This is a genomic window from Duganella sp. sic0402 (genome assembly GCF_019219065.1).
GTDB lineage: Bacteria > Pseudomonadota > Gammaproteobacteria > Burkholderiales > Burkholderiaceae_D > Rugamonas.
The window spans coordinates 49834-69545 of the sequence record NZ_JAHUWK010000005.1; the positions used below are offsets into that span (position 1 = coordinate 49834).

The 19712-nt window shown below is 66.1% G+C and carries 9 protein-coding genes; all 9 read left to right on the forward strand.

Annotation, left to right across the window (positions count from 1 at the left end; translation table 11 throughout):
* The first annotated feature begins 251 nt into the window (after positions 1 to 251).
* The 9 genes from KW842_RS14235 to moaA all read left to right on the forward strand — a co-directional run bounded on the left by KW842_RS14235 (position 252) and on the right by moaA (position 19711).
* Positions 252 to 3422, forward strand: a complete 3171-nt coding sequence (locus KW842_RS14235) for an Rne/Rng family ribonuclease (protein WP_218304771.1) — start codon at positions 252 to 254, stop codon at positions 3420 to 3422.
* Between the two features lie 344 nt (positions 3423 to 3766).
* Positions 3767 to 5314 (forward strand): TolC family protein, encoded by a 1548-nt coding sequence (locus KW842_RS14240; RefSeq protein ID WP_218304772.1) that lies wholly within the window; start codon positions 3767 to 3769, stop codon positions 5312 to 5314.
* Positions 5311 to 6075, forward strand: a complete 765-nt coding sequence (locus tag KW842_RS14245; protein WP_218304773.1) for an efflux RND transporter periplasmic adaptor subunit — start codon at positions 5311 to 5313, stop codon at positions 6073 to 6075. The genes KW842_RS14240 and KW842_RS14245 overlap by 4 nt, the downstream gene beginning before the upstream one ends.
* A gap of 35 nt (positions 6076 to 6110) precedes the next feature.
* Positions 6111 to 6947, forward strand: a complete 837-nt coding sequence (locus KW842_RS14250) for a phage tail protein (RefSeq protein ID WP_229223697.1) — start codon at positions 6111 to 6113, stop codon at positions 6945 to 6947.
* A 48-nt stretch (positions 6948 to 6995) separates the two neighbouring features.
* A complete protein-coding gene (locus tag KW842_RS14255) occupies positions 6996 to 7967 on the forward strand; it encodes a tetratricopeptide repeat protein (RefSeq protein ID WP_218304774.1) in 972 nt (323 codons plus the stop codon).
* Between the two features lie 45 nt (positions 7968 to 8012).
* Positions 8013 to 15008, forward strand: coding sequence for an Ig-like domain-containing protein (locus KW842_RS14260; protein ID WP_218304775.1), 6996 nt, complete (start codon positions 8013 to 8015; stop codon positions 15006 to 15008).
* Positions 15005 to 16408, forward strand: coding sequence for an efflux RND transporter periplasmic adaptor subunit (locus tag KW842_RS14265; RefSeq protein ID WP_218304776.1), 1404 nt, complete (start codon positions 15005 to 15007; stop codon positions 16406 to 16408). Before KW842_RS14260 ends, KW842_RS14265 begins: the two co-directional genes overlap by 4 nt.
* Positions 16409 to 16411: 3 nt before the next feature.
* Complete coding sequence (locus KW842_RS14270; protein WP_218304777.1) at positions 16412 to 18502, forward strand: HlyD family efflux transporter periplasmic adaptor subunit; 2091 nt, start codon at positions 16412 to 16414, stop codon at positions 18500 to 18502.
* A 99-nt stretch (positions 18503 to 18601) separates the two neighbouring features.
* Positions 18602 to 19711: a GTP 3',8-cyclase MoaA gene (moaA, locus tag KW842_RS14275; RefSeq protein WP_218304778.1), complete on the forward strand. Its 1110-nt coding sequence runs from the start codon at positions 18602 to 18604 to the stop codon at positions 19709 to 19711.
* The last annotated feature ends 1 nt before the right edge of the window (position 19712 follow it).

Genomic DNA, 19712 nt, shown 5'->3' on the forward strand with positions numbered 1-19712 from the left:
TGGCCTTTAAGACGCTGCTCTCCGTCTGTTCTTTTCTGCCGTCCGTTGGGGCCGCATGGAGAAGGACAGATGAAGCGAGCACTCGGCATGTCGATCAGCCTCATGCGCCCAGTTGCGGCCGCTTAGGTGGCCACACAGGATGGGCACACCCCCACAATCCTTCCGATTCTCGCGTATATCCCTGTAGCTTGCTGTAACGGTCCTAAGAAACCGGACAGCATCGATGGCCCAAGGGTCGCGGAGTTAAAAAAATGAAACGCATGTTGTTTAACGCTACGCAGCAAGAAGAGCTGCGCGTAGCCATTGTCGACGGTCAGAAACTGATCGATATCGACATCGAAACCGCCGGACGCGAACAGCGCAAGTCCAACATCTACAAAGGCGTGATCACCCGCATCGAACCGTCGCTGGAAGCTTGCTTCGTCAGCTACGGCGAAGATCGCCACGGTTTCCTGCCATTCAAGGAAGTAGCACGCACTTACTTCCGCGAAGGTGTGGATGTCCGCAACGCCACCATCAAGGATGCGCTGCGCGAAGGCCAGGAAATCATGGTCCAGGTGGAAAAGGAAGAGCGCGGCAACAAGGGCGCCGCCCTGACCTCCTTCGTCTCGCTGGCTGGCCGTTACCTGGTGCTGATGCCGAACAATCCGCGCGGTGGTGGTGTTTCCCGCCGTGTTGAAGGTGAAGAGCGCCAGGAACTGCGCGAAACCATGGACAAGCTGGACCTGCCGCCAGGCATGTCGGTGATTGCCCGCACCGCCGGCATCGGCCGCAACGTCGATGAACTGCAGTGGGACTTGAACTACCTGATGCAACTGTGGCGCGCCATCGAAGGCGCCGGCAAGTCGGCTTCCGGCGCGTTCCTGATCTATCAGGAATCGTCACTGGTGATCCGCGCGATCCGCGACTACTTCCAGCCGGACATCGGCGAGATCCTGATCGACACCGACGAGATCTACGAGCAGGCCCACCAGTTCATGAGCCACGTGATGCCCGACATGGTGCACCGTGTAAAACGCTACAGCGACGACGTACCGCTGTTCTCGCGCTTCCAGATTGAACACCAGATCGAAACCGCCTACAGCCGCACCGTGCCGCTGCCATCGGGCGGCGCCATCGTCATCGACCACACCGAAGCACTGGTCTCGGTCGACGTCAACTCGGCCCGCGCCACGCGCGGTTCCGACATCGAAACCACCGCTTTCCACACCAACTGCGAAGCTGCCGAAGAGGTAGCCCGCCAGCTGCGCCTGCGCGACCTGGGCGGCCTGATCGTGATCGACTTCATCGACATGGAAGTGGCCAAGAACCAGCGCGAAGTGGAACAGCGCCTGAAAGACGCGCTGCACCACGACCGCGCCCGCGTCCAGATGGGCAAGATTTCCCGCTTCGGCCTGATGGAACTGTCGCGCCAGCGTCTGCGTCCGTCGCTGTCGGAAGGCTCGCACGTGACCTGCCCACGCTGCTCGGGCACCGGCCACATCCGCGATACCGAATCGTCGGCGCTGCAAGTCCTGCGCATCATCCAGGAAGAGGCGATGAAGGAAAACTCGGCCACCATCCACGTGCAAGTGCCGGTGGACGTAGCCGCTTTCCTGCTGAACGAAAAGCGCGGCGAAGTGCTGAAGATCGAAACCCGCCATCGCATCAACATCATTCTGGTGCCGAACAAGCATCTGGAAACCCCGCACTACAAGCTGGAACGCATCAAGCACGACGATCCACGCCTGGAAGACAGTGCCACCAGCTACTCGCTGGCCGAGCACGCCGAAACCGATATGGCCTACAGCAAGCGCCAGAAGGAAGAAGCCAAACCGCGCCAGGAAGCCATGGTCAAGACCATCACCCCTGACCAGCCAGCACCGCTGGTTGAGCGCAAGCCGAGCGAAACCGTCATCAAGCCAGCACCGTCGCCAGCGCCTACGCCGGCCGAGCAAGGCTTCTTCGCCAAGCTGATCGGTTTCTTCACCGGCAAGCCAGCCACCCCTACCCTGCCGCAACAGCCGACCATCGTGGTCAAAGCACCTGCTGGCGGTGAGCGTGGCGACCGCAACGCCCGTGGCCCACGCGGCCGCAACCGCAACGGCAAAGGTGGCCGTGGCGAGCGCGAAGAGAAAGAAGCCGGCGCCACCCGCGCTGGCGCTGCTGCTGGCCAGGAAGAAGGCAAGGCAGCGGACGCCAATGGCCGTCCGCCACGCCAGCCGCGTCCACCACGCGAGCCACGCGAAGGCCGTGAACCACGCGAGGGCCGCGAGGCACGTGAACCGCGCGAGCCGCGTGACCCGGCCGTCGAAGGCCAGGGCCGCGAGCGCGCGGAACGCGCCGAGCGTCCAGAGCGCGGCGAGCGCCCACCACGTCAGCCACGCGAACCGCGCGGCGACAAGGCGCCAGTCGAAGCCAAAGTGGAAGAGTTGGCACTGAACGCCGCCGTCGCGTCGACCGGTCCGGCAACTGACGCTGCCGCCAGCATCCTGAAATCGGCGCCCAACGCCGGTCCTGAGGGTGATGACAACGACGTCGCAGGTGAAGGCGATGAGCCACGCCGCCGTCGCCGCCGTGGTGGCCGCAACCGCAATCGCCGTGAACGCGAAGGCGTTGAAGGCGTCGAAGGTCAGGAAGAAGTCGCAGGCGAAGCGGGTGAGCAGACGGAACTGAGCTTTGCTCCACCCGTCGCAACACCTGCCGTAGCTGCTGCCGAGACCGTAACCGCCGCAGCGGAAGTGGCGCCAGCCGAGCCAGTCGCCGAGCCAGTCGTCAGCGCAGCACCGGTCGCTGCAGCGGAATCCGTTGCTGCCGCCGAGCCAGTCGCCGCCGCTGAACCGGCAGCCACCGCGCCAGTTGCCGCCGCCGAAGCAGTCGTCGTCGCTGAACCAGTCGCTGCTACCGCGCCGGTCGTCACCACCGCACCGGTGGTCGCTGCCGAGCCTGTAATCGCTGCTGAACCGGTGGCAGCCGCCGCCCCTGTGGCAGCCGCAGCGCCAGTTGTGGGCGCCGAGCCGGTCGCTGCCGTGGCAGTTGCTCCAGTGGAAGCCGCACCAGCGGTGGCAGCACCGGCAGCCGAGCCAGCCGTGACGGAAGTCGCGATTGCCGCGCCGCTAGCCGCTCCGGTAGCGCCGGTTGCCCCAGCCGAGCCAGTCGCTGTAGCGGCTGCCGCCCCGGTCGTGGAAGCGCCGGCCCCGGCGCCAGTTGCAGCCCAGCCAGCACCGGCGCCTGTGACAGCACCGGCAGCAACTGCGCCGGTTGACCTGCAAGCAGTGCTCGGCTCCGCCGGTCTGACGCTGGCGGCAACCGACCCAGCCAAGCTGCGCGCCGCCCAGGAAGCCGCTGCGCAGGTCGTGCAGCCTGCCCGCGTACCACGCGAACGCAAGCCGCTGCCACCGCAAATTGACGAGCCATTGATCCAGGTCGATACGCGCCGATAGTCCGGTCCAGCAAATAAAAAAAGGGAAGCTTGATGCTTCCCTTTTTTTATTTGCGAGCAATTGCTCAGTCTGGAAATTATCGCCAATAATCACATTGATTGAATACTTTATTAATTAAATATTAATTCAATTGTCACGAATAATCACACAGCATACGAAAGTAAGCCTACAGCCACATGAAGAAGAATTCAGAAGGTTTCCCGAAGGATTGTAAATTGATGATAGGATATAGTTGCAGTACCAAATCAGCAACAGCAGCCAATATCGCGATTTCCGGGGCAATTACGCCGCTTACACTGGCAAACTCTTATTGACCATCATTAACTAGATTCACTCCACTATTAATGCGCTCAAACCAAAAACTTAATCATGGCGCCACCGCCAAAACACTAGGCCTGGCGGCTGTCAGTCTGCTGGTACTCAGCGGCTGCTCAACGCTGAATGTGGAAAACGCCAAACTGACGCTGCCCGAAGTCCGCGCCACATTGCAAGAAGATAAAGCCGCGTTGACCAAGGACGTCGAACCGCTGGCCGGCCCGCTGACGCTGGATAACGCCATCGCCCGCGCCATCAAATACAATGCCGACCGCCGCTTCCGCGCGATGGAAGAAGCGGTTGCCCTCGGCACCTTTGAGGCCGGCAAGTTCGACATGCTGCCCAAGCTGGTCGCCTCGGCCGGCTACCGCGACCGCAATAACGACCTGGTAACGCGCAGCGTCGATTCCGTCACCGGTGCGCCGTCGCTGGCCAACCCATACATTTCCTCCAGCCGCGAGGTGCTGACCACCGAAGTCGGCATCTCCTGGAGCCTGCTCGACTTCGGCCAGAGCTACTATGCCGCCCAGCAAAACGCCGACCGCGTGCTGATCGCCAGCGAACGCCACCGCAAGGCGCTGAACAACCTGGTACAGGATGTGCGCTCGGCCTACTGGCGCGTGGTGGCGGCGCAAAAGCTGCTGCCGCAGCTGCGCCAGACCATCGCCGACTCCGAAGCCGCACTGAAAGACGCGCGCCAGGCCGAAGATGACCGCATCCGCTCGCCGCTGGAGCCATTGCGCTACCAGCGCCAGCTGCTGGAAAACCTGCGCCTGCTGGAAACCATCGAGCAGGAATTGTCGACTGGTAAGATCGAACTGGCAACGCTGGCCAACCTGCCGCTGACCGCCGACTATACCGTGGTCGAGCCGTCCAGCGAACTCAGCACCGTGTGGCTGGAGCAGCCGGTCGACCGGCTGGAAGAATATGCACTGCTGCGCAATCCGGATCTGCGCGAAGGCATCTACAACGCCCGCATCGCCCAGCAGGAAACCCGCCGCGCGCTGCTGAAGATCTTCCCTGGCCTGTCGTTCAATTATGGCGTCAAGCACAGCAACGACGACTATCTGATCCACCAGAACTGGAATGAAGCCGGCGCGCAGATCTCGTTTAACCTGCTGGGCCTGCTGTCGGCACCGGCGCAGATGCGCCTGGCCGATGCCGGCGTGTCGCTGGCCAACCAGCGCCGCATGGCGACCCAGATGGCGGTGCTGAGCCAGCTGCACATCGCCCGCCTGCAATACGCCAACACTGCGCGCCAGTACCAGCGCGCCGACGCCATCGCCGGCGTTGACACCCGCATCGCCAACCACATCACCAACCAGGCCGAAGCGCAGAAACAGTCGGCGCTGGACCGTATTTCGCAGCAAAGCACGGCCGTGCTGTCGCAACTGCGCCGCTACCAGGCGCTGTCCAACGCGCAGGCCGCCGCATCGCGGCTGCAAGCCACGCTGGGCATGGAACCCGCCATCACGGGCTCGTCCAGCATGCCGCTGGAACAACTGACCAGCGCAGTCGGCCAGTCCTTGCAAGCCTGGAATCGCGGCCAGTTGCCGGCCATCGAGGGCGGTCAATGAAGCGTGTGCTGTCCCTGTTGAGCCTGACCTTGTTGTCTGCGCTGCCCGTCCACGCAGCGCCACAGCCAGCTGTACCGGCTGCCGGTGCGCTGGACAGCCGTGAAATCCGCGCCCAGCTGGCGCCGCGCCGCTACACCACGCTGGCCGCCGAGATCGGCGCCAAGATCAACCGCCTGCCGCTGGCCGAGGGCGCGTCGTTCCGCCAGGGCCAGTTGCTGGTGCAGTTCGACTGCGTGCTGCAGCAGGCGCAGCTGGCCAAGGCCGACGCCGCGCTGATGGCGGCCGAGACCAACTGGAAAGGCAACCAGAAGCTGGCGCAGCTGAATTCAGTCGGCCAGGTCGAGCTGGACGTCTCGAAGGCCGAAGCGCAAAAAGCCCAGGCAGAGGTGGCGGCCAATCGCGCGCTGCTGGGCAAGTGCAGCATTGCCGCGCCGTTCGCCGGCCGCATCGCCGAGCAGAAGGCGCGCGAACAGCAATACGTGCAGCCCGGCCAGGCGCTGATGGAAATCCTCGACGACAGCCAACTGGAGCTGGAGTTCATTGTGCCGTCGCGCTGGCTGGCATGGGTGCGCAGCGGCGCGCCGTTCCAGGTCAGCATCGACGAAACCGGCAAAACTTATCCGGCCAAGGTGCAGCGCATCGGCGCCCGCGTCGATCCGGTCAGCCAGTCGGTCAAGCTGAGCGCTGTCATCGATGGCCGATTCGGCGAGCTGGTCGCCGGCATGAGCGGCAAGGTGTTGATGGTGCCACCACCAAAGTAGTTTTTTCCACCCACACTAAAAGCAAAGGGGATCAAATGAAGTCACGCACCAACCGCTGCCACCGCTACCTGGCCCTGGCCGTCGCCGCCGCGTCCTGCGCCTGGGTCACGCCGAGCTATGCCTGCGGCGCCTCGGATACCTATATGTCCACCGTCTGCGTGCTGGCCTGGGGCCGCAACGACTTGCGTGGCTATCTGCCGGCCAACGGCCAGACCTTGTCGATCTCGCAGAACAGCGCGCTGTTCGCGCTGCTCGGCACCACCTACGGCGGCAACGGCCAGAGCACCTTCCAGCTGCCCGACCTGCGCGGCCGCACCATCATCGGCGCTGGCACCGGCAGCGACGGCATCAGCTATGTGGTCGGCCAGCGCGCCGGCACTTCCAGCACCACGCTGACTATTAACAACCTGCCGCAGCACAACCACGCCACGCCAGTAATCCCCCTGACCGGCGTCACCGGCGCCGTCGACCTCAGCGCAGTAACCAGCACCGTCAACATGACGCCGGTAACTTATACGGCCAACACCTCCGCGTTGACGCTGAAAGCCAGCGTCGGCGCCGGCACCTCCACCTCGCCGGTCGCCGGCATGGCCTTGGCCACGTCGCCACCACCTGCGTCCAAGATCTACGGCGCCGTCTCGCCGGACGTGGAGCTCAAGGCGGGCTCCTTCGGTGGCAGCATCGCCATCACCGCCGTCGGCTCGCCGACCGTGACGCTGAGCGGTTCCGCTCCGCTGACACTGAACGGCGGCAGCATTCCCGCCGGCGTAACCGGCGCGACCGGCGGCAGCACCGCCTTCAGCATCATGCAACCGTACCTGGCGATGTACTACTTCATCGCCGTCCAGGGCATCTTCCCTAGTTCAAACTAAGCCATTGTTGTGCGGCCGCCGCCCAACGGCGCGGCCGCCGGAGTCACCATGCAGTCGATACGCCACCTTCCGACCTTGTTCCTGCTCGTGCTGCTGTGCGCGACCAGCCACGCCGCCGGCGTCCCATCGAACGATCCCGCCAAACCGCTGCGTTCCGCCTACGCGCTGCTGGACCAGGGCGATTACCCCCGCGCCTACGCCGCCTTCCTGCGCCAGAGCGCCAGGAATCCGCTGGCCCAGTTCAGCCTGGGCCTGTTCCACCAAAACGGCTGGGGCCGTCCGGCCGACCGCGACGCCGCCTGCGCCTGGTACGCCAAGGCTGCGCGCGGCAAGATCCCGGCCGCGCTGCACGCCACCGGTGACTGCCTGATGCGCACGCCGGACGCACCCGGCAACGCCAGCGCCGCGCTGGCCAGCTACGAGGCCGCTGCCAGCAACGGCCACCTGATCTCGCTGTGCACCGCCGCCGAGTTCTACGTTCGCGGCCGCTATGTCGCGCGCGACGTCACGCGCGGCCTGGGCATGTGCAGCCAGGCCGCGCTGGCCAACTCACCGCCAGCCATGCTGTACCTGGCCAATTACCTGCGCGACGACGCCGACGTGCCGCGCGACCTGCCCGGCGCGCGTCACTGGTATCAGCTGGCAGCAGAACGGCAGATGCCCGAAGCACGCTACAAGCTGGCCATCATGCAGGCCCAGGGCGAAGGCGGCGCGGTCGACGTCGATGCCGCACTGGCCGCGCTGGAAGAGCTGGCCGCCGCCGGCTACCTGCCGGCCTACCTGCCGACGGCGACGCTGTACGCGCACCTGCCGCCCGACGCCAATACTGGCGCCCCCAGCGCCGCCCACCTGGCCAAGATCTACCTGTGGACCAGCGCCGCCAAGGCCCGTCTGAACGACCCGGCGCTGCTGAACCAGGCCGAGCAACTGCTGGCGCAGGTGCTGGCCATCATGCCGCCGCAATGGCGCACCGACCTCGACAACAAAATCGCCGTCCACCTGGCCAAGTTCGCCGGATAAACCACACTTTCATTCGCACACGCCGCGCGTGTTCAGGAGCAAGCCATGAACCAACCTCTGTACCCACTGCACCAGGCCGACCAATCCACCAAGGCCGCCGGCCGCCGGCCATTGCAGCGCAGCTCGCAATTGCTGTCGCTGGAACAGCGCTTCATGTTCGACGGCGCGGTAGCTGATGCGGCCCACGCGGCGCAGGCGCACGACACCGCAGTGGCGGCGGCCACGGTGCCACCGGCGGTGACGGTGCGCGCGGCCGATCCGGCCAAGGACCAGGGCAGGAAAGAGGTGGTGCTGGTGGATACTTCGCTGGCCAACTACAAGACGCTGGAAGCCGGCGTGCGCGACGGCGTCGGCATCGTCGAATTCGACGGCAAGGGCGACGGCCTGGCGCAGATCGCTGTCTGGGCCGCCACCCAGAGCGGGCTGGACGCGATCCACATCCTGTCGCACGGCGACGACGGCGTGCTCAACCTGGGCACCAGCCGCATCACCACCGCCTCGCTGTCCTCGGCCAGCGTGCAGGCTGAACTGGCCGAGCTGGGCCAGGCGCTGAGCGCCGACGGCGACCTGCTGCTGTACGGTTGCGACGTCGCCGCCGGCGATGGCGCGACGCTGCTGGCCGGCCTGGCCAAGGCCACCGGCGCCGACATCGCCGCCTCCACCAACCTGACCGGCGCGGCCCGGCTCGGCGGCGACTGGACGCTGGAATCGCATACCGGCACCATCGAGGCGCGCGAGCTGGCGTTGACCGACTACGACCACCTGCTCATCAACGTCGACATCACTACGGGCTATGCGTACGGCGCGCCTTCGTTCACCAAAATCGTCGGCGGCGCGACGCTGACCTTCACCATCATCCCCGGCACCGAAGACCCGCTCCACGCCGGCTTTTTTAGCGGTTATTACCCCGACATCGCCTGGGTAATGAGCTTCAACAACACCTATGCGAGCGGCTTGATCGTCACGGTATCCGCTGGCTATATCTTCGATATGACCTCAGCCACCGGCGCCGTCTCCGGAACCGTCACCTACCACCCCACCGGCGGTGCGGCCAGCGATGCGACGCACAGCGGCCTTGTCGCAACAGACGTCAATGGCGAAATTATCGAGGACACCTACAGCCTCACCACGCTGAAAGGCATGACCCAGCTCAAGATCAGCTCGGTCGACACCGGCGGAAGCACGGACGGCTCACTATTTTTCTCCAGTTTCGGCATCGTCGCCCACCTGTTGCCCACCACCACGGTCAACGTGTCGTCGCTGACCTACGACACCGGCAACAGCAGCAGCGACTTCCTCACCAAGACCGCCGCCAACGGCTTCTCCGGCACGCTGTCGGCGCAGCTGACGGCCACCCAGAAAGTCCAGGTCTCCTACGACGGCGGCACCCTCTGGAGCGACGCCACCACCTACGCCGCCAATTCCAGCAACTGGAGCGTCGATACCACGCTGGTCGAAGGCACCCACACCATCCAGGTGCGCGTGGCTGAAAGCTACGACGGCGGCAGCACCTATTACGGCGGCACCGCCAAAAGCCAGACCTATACGCTGGACACCGTCCCCTCCAATACCAGTTTCAACACCATCCGCTTCTCGGCCGATACCGGCAGCAGCAACACCGACCTGAACACCAATACCGGCACCCAGGATATCAAGGCCACGCTGAGCGCCACGCTCGACGTCGGCGAAAAAGTCTGGGTCTCCACCACCGGCGTCAACGGCAGCTATACCGACGTCACCAGCTTCGTCAGCAGCCAGACGCTGAACTGGACCAACCAAACCCTGGTTGGCAGCAACACGCTGGCCTTCAAGGTGACGGACGCGGCCGGCAACGACAGCACGCCCACCACCCAGGCCTACGTCATCGACACCACGCCGCCGACCGCCTACGCCACCAGCGTCGCGCTGTCCAACGACAGCGGCACGCCGGGTGACCTGATCACCAACAACCCGGCGCAAACCATCAGCGGCAACTTGTCGGCCAACCTCGGCGCCAACGAGAGCGTGCAGGTCTCGATCGCCAACGGCGCCTGGGCCACCGCCTCCGTCATCGGCTCCGGCTGGTCCCTGACCAACCAGACACTGACCGGCAGCACCAGTACCATTCGCGTCAAGGTCACCGACCTGGCCGGCAACGACAGCGCCACCGTCTACAGCGCCAACTACACGCTCGACACCAGCGGCCCCACCGTCACGTTCACCAACGTCCACCTGCAGACCGACAGCGGCAACAGTGCCACCGACTTCATCACCAACGAGGCGAGCCAGACCATCCACGCCACGCTGCTCGGCACACTGGACGCCAACGACCTGGTCTTGGGCTCGCTCGACAACGGCGTCCAGTGGAGCAACATCACCAGCAAGCTCAGTGGCAACACACTGACCTGGGACGGCCTCACGCTCAGCGGCACCAGCAGCATCAAGCTGAAGGTGGTCGATAACGCCAACAACGACAGCACCACGATCTATAGCCACAGCTACACCATCGACAGCGCCACGCCGTCGGCGCCGCCGACGCCGACGCTGGCCACGTTGAGCGACACCGGCGTGTTGAACAACGACAAACTCACCAATGACACCACACCAACGCTGACCGGCAGCGCCGAAGCCGACAGCACCGTCACCATTTACGACGGCGCCACCAAGCTGGGCACGGCGATGGCCTCAGCCAGCGGCGTGTGGAACTACACCACCGCCGCCCTGAGCGGCGCCAGCCACAGCTTCACCGTCACCGCCACCGACACTGCCGGCAACGTCTCGACCGCTTCGCAGGCACTGACCATCACGCTCGACACCACCGCGCCGGCGATTGCCTCGGTCGATGTACCGGCCAACGGCAGCTACCGCGCCAACACCGCGCTGACCTTCAGCGTCCACACCGACGACCTGGTCTACGTCGACACCAGCGGCGGCACGCCGCGGCTGCAACTGACGATCGGCGCCAACACCCGCTATGCCAGCTATGTCAGCGGCTCCGGCAGCAGCACGCTGGTGTTTTCCTACACCGTGCAGGCCGGCGAAAACGATAGCGACGGCATCGCCGTCAACGCCATCCAGCTGAATAACGGCGACATCACCGACGCCGCCGGCAATACGCTCGGCAACACGCTGAACAACCTGGGCGCGACCACCAGCGTGCTGGTCGACACGGCCGCGCCGGTAGCGACCTCGGTCGGCGTGCCGAACAACGCCACCTATTACACCGGCGAGGCACTCGACTTCGTCATCAACTACAATGAGGCAGTGACCGTCAACACCAGCAGCGGCACGCCTTACATCGAACTGGATGTGGGCGGCGTCACGCGCCATGCCAGCTACGTAGCCGGCTCCGGCAGCACTGGGTTGCTGTTCCGCTACAACGTGGTCAACGGCGATACCGACGCCAACGGCGTCACCGTCAACGGCCTGTATCTGAATAACGGCAGCATCAACGACGCCGCCGGCAACGCCGGCAGCGCCACGCTGAACAGCATCGGCAACACCGGCGGCGTGCTGGTCGACGGCTCGCAGCCGAGCATCACCAATGTCAGCAGCACCGCCAACGGCAGCTATGGCGCCGGCAGCACGATCAGCATCACCGTCTCGTTCAGCGCTGCAGTGGAAGTCAACACCACCGGCGGCATCCCGACGCTGGCGCTCAGCAGCGGTGGCACCGCCACCTACTTCAGCGGCGGCGGCAGCAACACGCTGGTGTTCCACTACACCGTCGGCGCCGGCGAGAACAGCGCCGACCTCGATTACGCCAGCAGCGCCGCGCTGTCGCTCAATAACGCCCTGATCTATGAAAGCAACGGCGCCGGCCGCAACGCCTCGGTGACACTGCTGGCGCCGGGCACCGCCGGTTCGCTGGGCGCCAACCGCGACATCGTCATCGACACCATCGCCCCCGCCATCACCGGCAGCACGGTGGTGTTCTCGAACGATACCGGCAGTTCCGCCACCGACCTGATCACCAAACAGGCCAGCCAGACCGAAATCCGCGGCACGCTGAATGGCACGCTGGCCAGCAACGAAACCGTCATGGTGTCGCTGGACAACGGCGCCAGCTGGATCATCGCCGTGGCTGCCGGCAGCAACTGGACCATCGACGCACGCACGCTGAGCGGCAGCAACACCATCAAGGTGTACGTCAAGGACGCCGCCGGCAACACCGGCAGCACCGCTACGTTTGATTATGTGCTGGATCAGACCGGCCCCAGCACCACCTTCGGCACCATCCGTTTCTCCAGCGACACCGGCAGCAGCAAGATCGACCTCATCACCAATGCCACTGCGCAAACCGTCAGCGCCACGCTGAGCAGCGCGCTGGCCGCCGGTGAACAGGTGTTCGGCTCGTACGACGGCGGCAATAGCTGGCGCGACATCACCGACAAGGTCAGCGGCACCACGCTGAGCTGGGACGGCGTCACGCTGGCGTCCAGCAACACCTTGCAGTTCTACGTACGCGACGTTGCCGGCAATGACGGCACCATGACCTATAAGTCCTACGTGCTGGACACCACCCCGCCCGGCACCAGCGTCATCAGCGCCGGCTTCTCCGACGACACCGGCAGCAGCAACAGCGACTTCATCACCAAAGTCGGCACGCAGACCGTCAGCGGCACGCTGTCGGCCAACCTGCTGGCCGGCGAAACGGTGTACGTCTCGACCGACAACGGCGGCACCTGGCAGGCCGCCACCAGCGACGGCCGGGACGGCTGGTCGGTCAGCAATATGAGCCTGACCAGCGTCGGCGCCAACGCCACGCTGCTGGTCAAGGTCAGCGATACCGCCGGCAACGACGGCAATATCCTGAGCCAGGCCTACACCTACGACACCACGGCGCCAACCGCCGCCAGCGTCACGCCGCTGACCACGCAAAGCCTGACGCCGGTGCTCAGCGGCAGCGCCACGCTGGCGCCCGGCGACAGCATGACCGTCAGCGTCGGCGGCGCCACCTACGACGTCACCCCGGTGGCCGGCGCCTGGACGCTGGACCTGGCCAGCGCCGTGCCGGCCACCGGCGCGCTGACGCTGGTGCTGAACAACCAGTACCACGTCACCGCCACCATCACCGACACCGCCGGCAACAGCAGCAACGACACCACCAGCGGTGAACTGATCGTCGGCACGCTGGCACAGCCAGCCACGCCGCCAACCACCACGGCGGGCGGCGCCACGCTGTCCAACGACAGTGGCGCCAGCAACAGCGACTTCATCACCAATATCGCGCAGCAAACCATCAGCGGCAGCCTGTCGGCGCCGTTGCAGGTGGGTGAACGGGTCGAGGTGTCGCTTGATGGCGGCACCAGCTGGAGCAATGCGGCAGCCAGCGGCAGCAGCTGGTCGTTCAGTGCGTCGCTGGCCGGCAGCGGCAACTTGCAGGTACGCGTCAGCGGCGACGGCGGCAACGGCGCCGTCTACAGCCGCGCCTATACGCTGGACACCACGCCGCCGGCAGCCCCGCTGGCCGATGCATTCAGCAGCAGCTCGCTGACGCCGGTGCTGAACGGCGCCGCCACGCTGGCCGATGGCGAAACCCTCAGCGTCGCGGTGGGCGGCGCCAACTATGCGGTCAGCGTCGTCAACGGCCGCTGGACGCTGGACCTGGCCCGCGCCACGCCGGCCAGCGGCGCCTTGTCACTGACCGCCGGCGGCAGCTACAGCGTGGTGGCCACCGTGACCGACCTGGCCGGCAACCGCAGCAGCGGCAGCGGCACGCTGACCATCAACACGCTGCCCGGCGTCACCAGCATGACGCTGTCGGCCGACAGCGGCAGCAGCAACAGCGATTTCATCACCAATGTCGCCGCGCAAACCGTCAGCGGCGGCTTGTCGGCGCCACTGGCTGCCGACCAGACGGTACAGCTGTCGCTGGACGGCGGCGCCACCTGGCAGAATGCCAGCGTCAGCGGCACCAGCTGGAGCGCCAGCGTCGCGCTCAGCGGCAGCAACACGCTGGTGGCGCGCGTCGCCAGCGCCGGCGGCAACGGCGCCTCGCTGGCGCGCGCCTATGTGCTGGACACCACCGCGCCGGTTGCCACGCCAGTGCTGAGCACGCAGACGGCGGACGGCGCCATCAGCGGCTCACTGTCGGCGCCGTTGGGCAGCGGCGAAAGCGTGCTGGTATCGCGCGACAACGGCAGCACCTGGAGTACGCTCAGCAGCAGCGCCCAGGCGTGGTCGCTCAGCCTGAATGGCGCCAGCAGCGCACTGCTGCAAGTACGCGACGCCGCCGGCAATGCCGGCCGCACGCTGACCGTCAGTGCCCTCCCCACCACACCGACCGAGCCGGAAGTGCCGCCACCAGTGCGACCGGAAACGCCGGTGCAGCCGGAGTCGCCGGTGCAACCGGACGCGCCACAGCAACCAACCACAGCCGGACCGGTCACGGCGCTCACGCCCAACGGTGAAACGCCAGGGGCAGCGGGCTCGCCAGGCCAAACGCAACCGGTGCCGCCGGCAGTGCTGCCGCCGCTCGGCAGCGGCAATGAGATCATCACCACCTGGCCAGGCCAGGCGCCACCGACGGTGATCGACACCTTGCCCACCTTCGTCACGTTGCAGCCGATGCCGGAAATCCAGTCCCTGACCGGCAACGCGTTCCAGATCCTCACCCTGCCCGAACTGCCGGGCAGCGCCGCGCTGGTGGCCTACACGCCGATCCCCGACATCGCCAGCGCCAGCGGTGAACGGATCTCGGTGCAGATCGGCAGCGACGCGTTTGCCCACTCGGGCGACAGCGCCAATGTCACGCTGAGCGCGCAAATGGCCGACGGCACCACGCTGCCGGGCTGGCTGCGCTTCGACGGCCGCACCGCGCGCTTTGAAGGCACGCCGCCACCGGCCTTTGAAGGCACGCTGAGTTTCCGCGTGACGGCGCGCGACAGCCAGGGACGGGTCGCGACACAGATGTTCAAGATCGTGGTGAGCAAAGACGGCGCCAAGACCGGCTACTGGCAGGGCGAACCGGCCGATCCGGTGGGCCGCGCCAGCCTGGGGGAACAGATGCGCAGCGCGCGTAGCAGCGCCGCTGCCCGTCTGGTAGCATTGTCGTCATGAACGATGGCGCACCGACCAATCCCCTGATCTCCCTGCTGGAACTGGCCCAGCGCGCCCGCGCTGCGGCCAGCAGTAACGAACTGGCCTTTTTGGCCGTCAACGAAACGCGCGGCCTGGCGCCCTACCGCCAGGCCGCGCTGTGGTTCCGCAGCAGCGGCGTGCACACGCTGTCCGGCGTGGTGGCGGTGGAAAGCAACGCGCCATATGCGCAATGGCTGGACCAGCTCTGCCACACGCTGGCTGCACAGCACAGCGCCGACACGCCACTGGCAGTGGATCCAGCCACGCTGCCAGCGGCCATCAAGGCCGAGTGGGATGACTGGCTGCCGGCGCATGCCGTCTGGCTGCCGCTGCGCGGCGTGCAGCCTGGGGCAACGCGTCGATCCGATGCCGACGCGTCCAGCAGCCCTGCCAGCGGTGGCCTGCTGCTGGCAGGCGACGCCTCGCTGCCGCCGAATCAACTGGCGCTGCTGGCCGAATGGATGGACATCTGGCAGCACGCCTGGCGTGCCGCCCATCCACCGCCACGCTGGGCGCTGGCGCGCACGCCAACGCTGCTGCGCGACTGGTGGCAAGGCGGCGCCCAACATCAGCGCTGGCGCCGCCGCGCCGGTGTCGCGCTGGTACTGCTGGCGGTGCTGCTGTTCCCGGTGCGGATGACGGTGCTGGCGCCGGGCGAACTGGTGCCGTCCAAGCCGGCCACCATCCGCGCGCCGCTGGAGGGCGTGATCGCTGAATTCTCGGTGCGGCCGAACCAGGTGGTGGCGGCCGGCCAGCCGCTGTTCTCGTTCGACCAGGCGCCGATTGGCAGCCGGCTGGACGTCGCCCGCGAAGCGCTGTCGACCGCGCAGGCCGAGTACCGCCAAAACGCCCAGCTGATGCTGAACGATCAGCGTGTGCGCACCCAACTGGCGGCCACGCTGGGCAAGATGGCCGAGAAGCAGGCCCAGGCCGACTTCCTCGAAGGCCAGGCACAGCGCTCGCGGGTGCTGGCGCCGCAAGCCGGCATCGTGCTGTTCGACGATCCCTCCGAATGGATCGGCCGGCCGGTGCAGACCGGCGAACGCATCATGCAGGTGGCGGCCGCCGACGATGTGGAAATCGAAGCCTGGATACCGATCGGCGACGCCATCCCGCTGGCAGACCGCGCACCGCTGCAACTGTACCTGGCGTCCTCGCCGCTGACGCCGCTGAGCGGCACGCTGCGCTACATGAGCCACCGCGCCACCGCCCGTCCCGACGGCAGTTACGCCTACCGCGTGCGCGCCACACTGGACGCGCCGGCCGGCCAGCGCATCGGCCTCAAAGGCACGGCCAAGCTGGGCGGCGAACGGGTACCGCTGATTTACTGGGTAGTGCGCCGTCCGCTGGCGGCGATCCGCCAGTTCATCGCGTTCTGAGCCATGCTGCTGCAACTGCCCCTGCTGCGCCAGGAACTCGCCATCGACGCCGGCCCGCGCCTGACCGACGGCCAGCCCAGCTGGACGCTGCACGATCCGGTACGCAACCAGTTCTTCCAGCTCGACTGGCCCAGCTTTGAAATGCTGAGCCGCTGGGATTTGAAAAACCCGCACGCGATGCTGGAGCAGATCAACCGCGACACCACGCTGCAACTCGACCTTGGCGACCTCGATCGCCTGCTGGCCTTCCTGCGCGACCAGCAATTGCTGCAACCGGCGCGCGGCTCGGCAGCCACACTGGCGGCCATGCGCGACAAGCAGCGCGGCAGCTGGCACCAATGGCTGCTGCATAATTATCTGTTCTTCCGCATCCCGCTGGTGCGGCCGGACCGCTGGCTGGACCGCATCACGCCGCAACTGGGTTTCCTGTTTTCGCCCTTGTTCCGCTGGCTGACACTGGCCGCCGGCGTCTTCGGCCTGGCCGGCGCCTGGCGCGAGTGGGACCGCTTCAGCGCCACGCTGATGGACACACTGAGCTGGCAAGGCGCGTTGCTGTACGGCTGCGCCATCACCTTCGCCAAAGTGTGCCACGAAATGGGCCACGCGCTGACCGCCAAGCGCTATGGCTGCCGCGTGCCGACCATGGGCCTGGCCTTCCTGGTCATGTGGCCGGTGGCCTACACCGATACCAACGAAGTGTGGAAGCTGGCGCGCCGCGAACAGCGGCTGGCGGTAGCCGGCGCCGGCATCATGACCGAATTGATGATCGCCTGCTGGGCCACGCTGGCCTGGGTGTGGCTGCCGGAAGGCGGGCCGCAGCAGGTGGCCTTCCTGCTGTCGACCACCACCTGGATCACCACACTGGCGATCAACGCCAGTCCCTTCATGCGCTTTGACGGCTACTTCCTGCTGTCCGACTATCTGGGCCTGCCCAACCTGCACAACCGCTCGTTCGCGCTGGCGCGCTGGGATTTGCGCGAGCGCCTGTTTGCGCTCGGCGAGCCGGCGCCGGAACCATTCCCGCCGCGCCTGCACACTGGCCTGATCCTGTTTGCCTGGGCAGTGTGGCTTTACCGGCTGGTGCTGTTCCTCGGGATTGCGGCGCTGGTCTATCACTTCTTCATCAAGGCGGTCGGCATTTTGCTGTTCATCGTCGAGATCTGCTGGTTCGTCGCGCTGCCGGTGTGGCGCGAGATCAAAGTCTGGCGCGACCTGCCCCATGGCCGCCGCAGCAAACGCAGCGCCCTGCTGCTGTTGCTGCTGGCCGCGCTGTTCGTGCTGCCATGGCCCAACCGCGTGCTGACCTCAGGCCTGCTGCAACCGCAACAGCGCCTGGCGTTGTATGCGCCGCCGCATGCCGCACTCGAAGCGCTGCCGGTGACGAACGGCCAGCAGGTCGCCGCCGGCGCGCCGCTGCTGCGCCTGTCGTCGCCGGAACTGGCGCTGCGCGAGGACGAAACCGGCGCGCGCCACGAAGCGCTGGCCTGGCAATCGGCCGCCGCCGGGCTGGATGCCGGTAGCCGCAAGGACTGGCAGGTGCTCAACGACCAGCTATCCTACGCCAGCGCCGAACGCGCCACCGTCGGCGCCGACCAGCAACGCTATCGGCCGCAGGCGCCGTATGCCGGCATGCTGGTCGACGTCGATCCCGATCTGCGCCCCGGCGAATGGCTGAAGAACCAGGAGTATCTGGGTTCGCTGGTCGCCGCCGGTAAATGGCAAGTCGTCACCTACGTCGACGAAGAAGCGGTACGCCGCATCGCCAAGGGGGACCGCGCGCTGTTCATCGCCGACGGCATGGGGGGGCCAGCACTGCGCCTGACCGTGGCCGCCATCGACCGCGACGCCAGCCGGGTGCTGGGCGAACCGGCGCTGGCGGCGCTGTTCGGCGGCGATGTGCTGGTGCGCGAGAAGAATGGCGTGCTGTATCCCGAGCATGCGGTGTACCGCGTGCTGCTGCAGGCGGATGCCGAACTGCCGCCATCCAGCCCGGAATGGCGCGGCCATGTCGCCATCGCCGGGCAGTGGGAAGCGCCGGCGCTGCGCTTCCTGCGCACCGCCGCTTCAGTGGCCTGGCGCGAGGCGGGCTTCTAAGCTCTGGACTGGGCACGGAATTGCTGCCCGTGGTATCGTAGCTGGTTGGGCGCGCGAGGGTGTGCCCAGGTTTTCAAAAACAGCAAGATTGCAATACCCATGGCAGAAAAGATCATCATGATGACCGAGCAACGTGGCGACGTGCCGGTCATCCCCTCCACGCTGGAAACACCTGTCGGCCTGCTGAGCGATCAGCTGGCGCGGCCGCTGCACGACCTGCGCATTTCGGTCACGGACCGCTGCAACTTCCGCTGCGTGTACTGCATGCCGAAGGCGGTGTTCACCAGCGACTACCCCTATCTGCCGCACACCGCGCTGCTATCGTTTGAAGAGATTACCCGCATCGCCAAACTGTTTGTCGCGCATGGCGTCGAGAAGATCCGCCTGACCGGCGGCGAACCGCTGCTGCGCAAGCATATCGAACGGCTGGTCGGCATGCTGGCCGAGCTGAAGACCGTCAGCGGCAAGCCGCTGGACCTGACGCTGACCACCAATGCTTCGCTGCTGGCACGCAAAGCGCAATCGCTGAAGGACGCCGGCCTGCAACGCGTGACGGTGTCGCTCGATGCGCTGGACAACGCCACCTTCCAGCGTATGAACGATGTCGATTTTTCGGTAGACGATGTATTGAAAGGCATCGACACCGCGCACCAGGTGGGACTGGGGCCGATCAAGATCAACATGGTGGTCAAAGGCGGCATGAACGACCAGGAGATCGTGCCGATGGCGCGGCATTTCCGTGGTTCGCCCTACATCCTGCGCTTTATCGAGTACATGGACGTCGGCGCCTCCAACGGCTGGAAGATGGACGAAGTGATTCCATCGGCCGAGGTGGTGCGCCGCATCAGCGCCGAACTGCCGCTGCAAGCGGTGGCCGCCAACTACACCGGCGAGACGGCCGCGCGCTGGCGCTATGCCGACGGCAGCGGCGAAATCGGCGTGATTTCCAGTGTATCCCAGGCGTTTTGCGCGGACTGTACTCGCGCGCGGCTGTCGACTGAGGGTAAACTGTACACTTGTCTGTTCGCCACCAGCGGCCACGATCTGCGCGCACTGCTGCGCGAGGGCCGCAGCGATGCTGAAATCAGCACCGCGCTGGCGCATCTGTGGCGCGCGCGCGGCGACCGCTATTCGGCGCTGCGTACCAGCCAGACGGCGGCGCTACGGCGCGGCGCCAACAAAGTGGAAATGTCTTATATCGGGGGGTAGT